Below are 6059 nucleotides of genomic sequence, written 5' to 3' on the forward strand. Positions count from 1 at the left end.
ACTCCCCGGCGTATGCGACACGGTCACATCGCTCACCTTGGCCAAAATCGTCAACCGCCCCCGACACCCGGCACGATAAAATCACACAGCGCCGCACCGCGCGGAAATGGTATTCAGCACCCTTGCCGCCAGTCGATTGTTCACTGTGGAAGGTTGCAGGAATAGCGGCTGGGCAGGACGGGATTACCAATTGAGCCAAGCAGCAGTAGTAGTACACTCTGCTGCCATGGGACGCATAATCTTGACCTCCGCAATTCACGCTACTGTTGGTACTGGGATATGACCGTCACGGTCCGTTCGCTAATCGAACTGGAACAGGCCCACCTGGTCTGTGTCGCGGGCGCGAGTGGCCTCGATCGCGCGATCCGTTGGGTACACGTCAGCGAGATGCTTGATCCGACACTGTGGATGAAAGGCGGAGAATTCCTGCTGACCACAGGAATCCGACTCATTGACGATGCGGTGATCCATGAATATGTGGATCGGTTGTGCAGTCACGGCATCGCCGGGGTCGGATTCAGCACGGGGGACAGCTTCGGCATGCATCACCAGGTCCCGCCCGCATTCGTCGAGCGTGCCGAATCACATGGACTTCCGGTACTCGAGGTCCCGATCGAAGCCTCCTATGTGCAGATTTCCGAATTCGTCTCCACTCATCTCGCGGCCGAGCAGCATCGGCTCACCCAGCGTGCGTTCGACGCCCAACGCCGGCTGAGCTCTGCCGCGCTGACCACGCGAGGCCGGACCGAGGTCGTCCGCCTGCTCGGGTCACTCATCAACGGATGGGCCGCGGTGACAACGGCGACAGGGCGGGTCATCGATGTGTTCCCCTCCTCGGCTCGTCGCCGGCTGGCCGCGCTTGAAGCCGATCTGCTCCGGGTCCGCGACACGGGGTCCGCGGCATCGGTGAGCGACCCACGCGGCGACAGTATCGGGATCCATCCACTCGGTGCCCACGGCAACGTCCGGCGGATCCTCGTGGTGGGTAAAGACTCTCCCTTCGACGCGTTCGATCAGATGGTGACGGCGAGCGCGGTCGCGCTGCTGTCCTTCGAGACCGAGCAGCAACTGTGCCTGTCCCCGCAGCGCGCCGCCGCATCAGATGTCCTCGGCGCGGTCCTGCTCCGGGCCAAGACCCTCGAATCACAGATGGAGCACGCCGCCGCCGGCCTGGGACTGAATGCTCACAAACCGGTCCGGGTAGCCCGGCTCTCGGTGCCGGATGCGGGAGCCAAGGCGGTCGCCCGGCTCGTCCACGACGTGTTCTCGGTGCGAGAGATCACCAGCGTGACCGTGACCGATCATGATGCCAAGAGCACCTACAGCCTGATCATCCAAGAGCACGAGCCCGTCGAACAGGCACTGCGCGATCTCGTGACACGCCTCGCCGGAAACACCGGGCGCATGGGCATAAGTTCCCCAGTGGCGCTGGCCGACATCGAGCTCGCCCACCGCCAGGCGTCCGTCGCGCTCGCGCAGGCAATGCGCACCTGGCCGAGGCCAGCCGTCGCGTTCGATGAGCTGAGCGCCTACCACGCCATCATCGGTCTCGTCCCGCCACGCGAGATCGACGCCGTCACGGCGACGATCCTGTCTCCGCTCGATCATCTCGACGGGGGAGCCGGCAGCGGCCTGTACGAGGAGACGCTGAAGGTCTTCCTCGCCCACAACGGTCGTTGGGAGAGCGCCGCCCGCGAACTCGGCATCCATCGCCAGACGCTGAGCAAGCGCATCGCGACCATCGAGCGCCACATCGGTTCCAGCATGGAGTCGACCGACACCAGGATGACGCTCTGGTTCGCACTGCAGGCACGGGCCGCGAGCCGCAATTTCTGACCCCGCCCCCTTCGATGACGCTCACGCTCGTACCGATCACCGAATCAGTGAAGGGCGCCGGCATAAATCACCGTAACGTCGATTGAACGCTGCCTTCACATTGCGAACACTGGGGGAACTCCGCAGCACTACTCCCCCAGCTAACGAAGGAAGCGCATGTCGAGCTCCCGTACCTTCGAACTTATCGGTGCGCCCTATGACGGGGCTGCGACGCTGGGCTGGCCTGGATCGCGCTTCGCGCCCGCGAAGATCCGGTCAGCGCTCAACTGGATGACGATGCGCGCCGAAGGCGGGCAGGTCTACGCGCTGGAGACCGGCGAACTGCATGCGGCACCCCTCATCATCGATGGCGGTGACGCGCATGTCGTGGCCCACGACCTGGAAACGACGCTGGAGAACATCGCGGCACGCGTGGGACACAGCATGCGCGCGGGGAACGTGCCGATACTGCTCGGCGGCGATGACAGCCTGCTATATGCCGGGACAAAGGGTGTTCATGACGCCGTCGAGGGCCAGATCGCGGTCATCCACTTCGATGCGCATCTGGATGTCGTGGATGAGAATGAGCAGCAAGGTCGCTTCAGCCACTCGAGCGGTATGAGGCGAGCACTCGAACTCGACCGGGTGCAGCGCAAGCACACCGTCCAGATCGGACTGCGACACTTCAACTTTCCCTCGTCCCGCGCGTATGTCGAAGCTGAGGGACCAGCTCAGATCACCGCTCGGACCTTCGACAAGATCGGAACGGACGAGAGTGTGCGCCGGGTCCTCGAGCAGATCCGAGGGGCTGACACCGTGCATCTCAGTTTCGATATCGACGCGGTCGACCCCGCGTTTGCACCGGGGGCCGGTGCCCACGAGCCAGGAGGGCTCACCTCCAGGCAGGCTTTGGACTTCGTGTCCGCACTTGCGCCGTACTGCGACTCGTTCGCCATCACTGAGGTCAACCCGCTCAAGGATCCCGAAGGTCTGACCTCGAACCTCGCCGCCTACCTCTGTTACTACTTCGCGTTTTTCGGTGCGAAGAAGACCAACTAGCCGACCGGCGTGGCTACCACCATCTCACCGTCATCCTGAAAACAACGGAGTTCGTCATGACGGAAAGAGCCCCCGAATACCTCCCGCCGGGCGCCGCACTCGACACGGGTCCAATCAACGTTATCGAACCGCAAAACCTGAAGAAGACCGTCCGCGGCGCGATCGTCGGCAACATCATGGAGTGGTACGACGTCGGCGTCTTCGGCTACCTCGTCACCACCCTCGGGAAGGTGTTTCTCCCCGACGCGAACTCGGCCACGCAGATCATCTTCGTCCTCGGTACATTCGCGAGTACGTATCTGCTGCGCCCGCTCGGTGGCCTCTTCTTCGGCTGGCTGGGAGACCGAGTCGGTCGCAAGCGCGTCCTCTTCGCCACGCTGGCACTCGTCGCGACGGCGACCTTTCTCATCGGCGTGCTGCCCGGCTACGACACCATCGGGATCGCCGCGGCAGTGCTGCTGATGCTGTTGAAGGTCGTCCAGGGGTTCTCGGCCGGCGGCGAGTTGACCGGCGCGCTGAGCCTGGTCGGCGAGTCCGCCCCGGACAAGCGCCGCGGCTTCTACTGCGCGCTCCTCGATGGCGGCAGCTACCTCGGTTTCGTACTCGGCGCCACGTTCGTCACCCTCCTCCAGCTGACGCTCGGGCAGGACGGGATGACCGACTGGGGGTGGCGTATCCCCTTCCTGCTCGCGGGCCCGCTCGGCCTCATTGCGGTCTACCAGCGAATGCGGATGGAGGAGTCGCCTCATTTCTGCGCGTTGCTGGAGCAGCACGGCACCCCTGCGCAAGGCGACCGTACGAAGAAGCTGAAGGTCAACCCGCTCCGGGTGTTCAGGCAGAACTGGCGCGTCATGCTCATCGCCATCGTTCTCGTGGCCGCGGCGAACTCGGCCGGGTACGCGTTCACGTCGTACATGCCGACTTATCTCTCCACTGTGGAGAGCTATAACGACGCGCAGAGCAACCTGATCACCCTGCCGCTGCTGGCGCTGCTGGCCTTCTCGATGCCGTTCGTCGGAGCCCTGTCCGACCGGGTGGGCCGCAAACCGATGCTGTTCGTCGGGGCAGTGTGGATGATCGTGCTGAGCGTCCCCGCGTTCCTGCTGATGGACTCCGGGAACAGCGGTCTGGTCATCGTCGGGCTGGCGCTCATCGGCATTCCGGTGGCGCTCTACAACGGCACGCTTGACGCGACGTACCCGGAGATGTTCCCGACCAGCAGCCGCAACACCAGTCTCGGGGCCTCGTACAACATCTCAGTCGCGATCTTCGGCGGCACGGGCCCGGTGTTCATCGACTACCTGATCCGGGTGACCGGAAGCCATCTCGCCGCCCCGTACTACCTGATGGGTATGTCGGTGGCCGGGTTCATCGCGATCCTGTTCCTGACGGAAACCGCAGGAGAACCACTCAATGGGTCTGCACCGAATGTGCAGACCGAACTCGAAGCCCACGTGTCGCAGGCCGCTGCCTCAAAGCCGGCACCTGTGATGACCGGAGAGGAGCGGTCGTAATGCCCCGCCCTGACAAGCACGATCCGGCGGCCATCGGATTCGCCACCCAAGCGGTGCATCTCGGCAACGCCGTCGATGCGGGCTCCGGCGCCGTACGCTCGCCCCTGGTGATGGCGAACTCCTACGCCCTGCCTGAGGACCCGTCGACCATGGGCTGGTCGAACACCGAGCGTCCCATCTACACACGGAACGGCGGTAAGAATCAGCGCGATCTCGAGTACAAGCTCGCCGCGCTGGAGCAGGGTGAAGAAGCAGTGGTGTTCGCGACAGGAGTCGCCGCACTGCACGCCGTCTTCTTCGCTCACTTGAGAAGTGGCGACCACGTCGTCGTCTCGGACGTCACCTATGAGGCGGTCTGGCGCCTGTTCAGTGAACTGCTGGTGGACCGGTACGGCATTACGGCGACCTTCGTCGATACGAGCGACCTCCAAGCAGTGCGCTCGGCGATCACGCGGCAAACCCGGCTCCTGCACACGGAAACCATCGCGAACCCGACCACCAAGGTCGCCGACATCACGGCGCTTTCCGGCATCGCCCGGGAAGCGGGCATCCTGCTGACGGTCGACTCGACGTTCACCCCGCCGCCGTTCTACCGACCCCTGCGGCACGGCGCCGACATCGTCATCCACTCACTGACGAAGTACATCAACGGACACGGGGATGCGATGGGGGGCGTCGTGATCGGCTCGTCCAATCTGCTCCGTCCCGTCAGGTCGGACGCGCTCGTCGATGTGGGTGGGGTGGTCTCACCGTTCAACGCCTGGCTGATCAGCCGGGGCTCGATCACGCTGCCGTTGCGACTGCGGCAGCAGTTCAGCTCGGCCCAACGCATCGCCGAATACCTCGCCGGCCACCCGGATGTGGCATTCGTGTTCTACCCCGGTCTCGAGACCCATCCACAGTACGAACTTGCGAAGCGGCAGTTCGGTGGCAGCGGAAACGGCGGCGTGCTCGCGTTCGCTCTCGAAGGCGACTCCCGTCGTCAGAACGACTTCGTCAACCACCTCGGGGTCATCACGTCCGCAGTGTCGCTGGGTCATGACGAGTCGCTGATCGTGCATGTGGGACCGGACGGGCGAGGGGGCTCGGAGAACTACCCCGAGCCGTTCCGGGAATACGGTCACCTACGGCTCTCGGTGGGACTGGAAGAACCGGACGATCTGATCGCGGACATCGACCACGCAATCCGCGAAAGTGGCGACGGCGCGGGCCGCACCTGAGGAGCATGACATGACCACCGCCCCCGCTACGCAGGCCACCGCCACGAATCCAGCAGTGAGCCCCGTTCCGAGCCATGCCAGTCGCCTGCTTGCGGAGGCGCTGGGCACCGCGCTGCTGACCGCTGCCGGTGTCGGCACCGGCGTGTTCGCAGCCGGTTTCCCGTCCCCGGTCGACAACACGCCCGGCGTCGGCTTCCTCGGCGTGGCCCTCGCGATCGGCCTCGCCGTGATCGTCGGCGCGTACGCGTTCGGCCCGATCTCCGGTGCTCATCTCAACCCGGTCGTCACACTGAGCCTCGCCGCCGCAGGCCGCTTCGCAGGGCGGCACGCGGCCGGATACATCACCGCTCAGCTCTCCGGTGGCCTGGTGGGAACAGCTCCGAGGCTGCGCGGAGGAGACGGCCAGAACCCAGAGGACGCCGACGATCTGAGGGGCCTGCATCGCGAAGGA

5 protein-coding genes are annotated in these 6059 nt (G+C 64.7%); all 5 read left to right on the forward strand.

Annotation, left to right across the window (positions count from 1 at the left end):
* Window positions 1–279: 279 nt before the first annotated feature.
* The gene (locus tag AXW62_RS20405; RefSeq protein ID WP_079115709.1) at window positions 280–1836 is read left to right on the forward strand and encodes a PucR family transcriptional regulator; all 1557 of its coding nucleotides are present in this window, start codon (window positions 280–282) and stop codon (window positions 1834–1836) included.
* 156 nt (window positions 1837–1992) lie between these two features.
* Window positions 1993–2874 (forward strand): arginase family protein, encoded by an 882-nt coding sequence (locus AXW62_RS20410; protein WP_060945802.1) that lies wholly within the window; start codon window positions 1993–1995, stop codon window positions 2872–2874.
* Window positions 2875–2930: 56 nt separating this feature from the next.
* Window positions 2931–4388 (forward strand): MFS transporter, encoded by a 1458-nt coding sequence (locus AXW62_RS20415; protein ID WP_060945803.1) that lies wholly within the window; start codon window positions 2931–2933, stop codon window positions 4386–4388.
* The gene (locus AXW62_RS20420) at window positions 4388–5608 is read left to right on the forward strand and encodes a trans-sulfuration enzyme family protein (protein WP_060945804.1); all 1221 of its coding nucleotides are present in this window, start codon (window positions 4388–4390) and stop codon (window positions 5606–5608) included. The genes AXW62_RS20415 and AXW62_RS20420 overlap by 1 nt, the downstream gene beginning before the upstream one ends.
* A gap of 10 nt (window positions 5609–5618) precedes the next feature.
* The coding region (locus AXW62_RS20425; RefSeq protein ID WP_174556410.1) for an MIP/aquaporin family protein at window positions 5619–6059 on the forward strand (441 nt) is incomplete at its 3' end.

Source organism: Streptomyces hygroscopicus subsp. hygroscopicus, assembly GCF_001553455.1.
Classification (GTDB): domain Bacteria; phylum Actinomycetota; class Actinomycetes; order Streptomycetales; family Streptomycetaceae; genus Streptomyces; species Streptomyces hygroscopicus.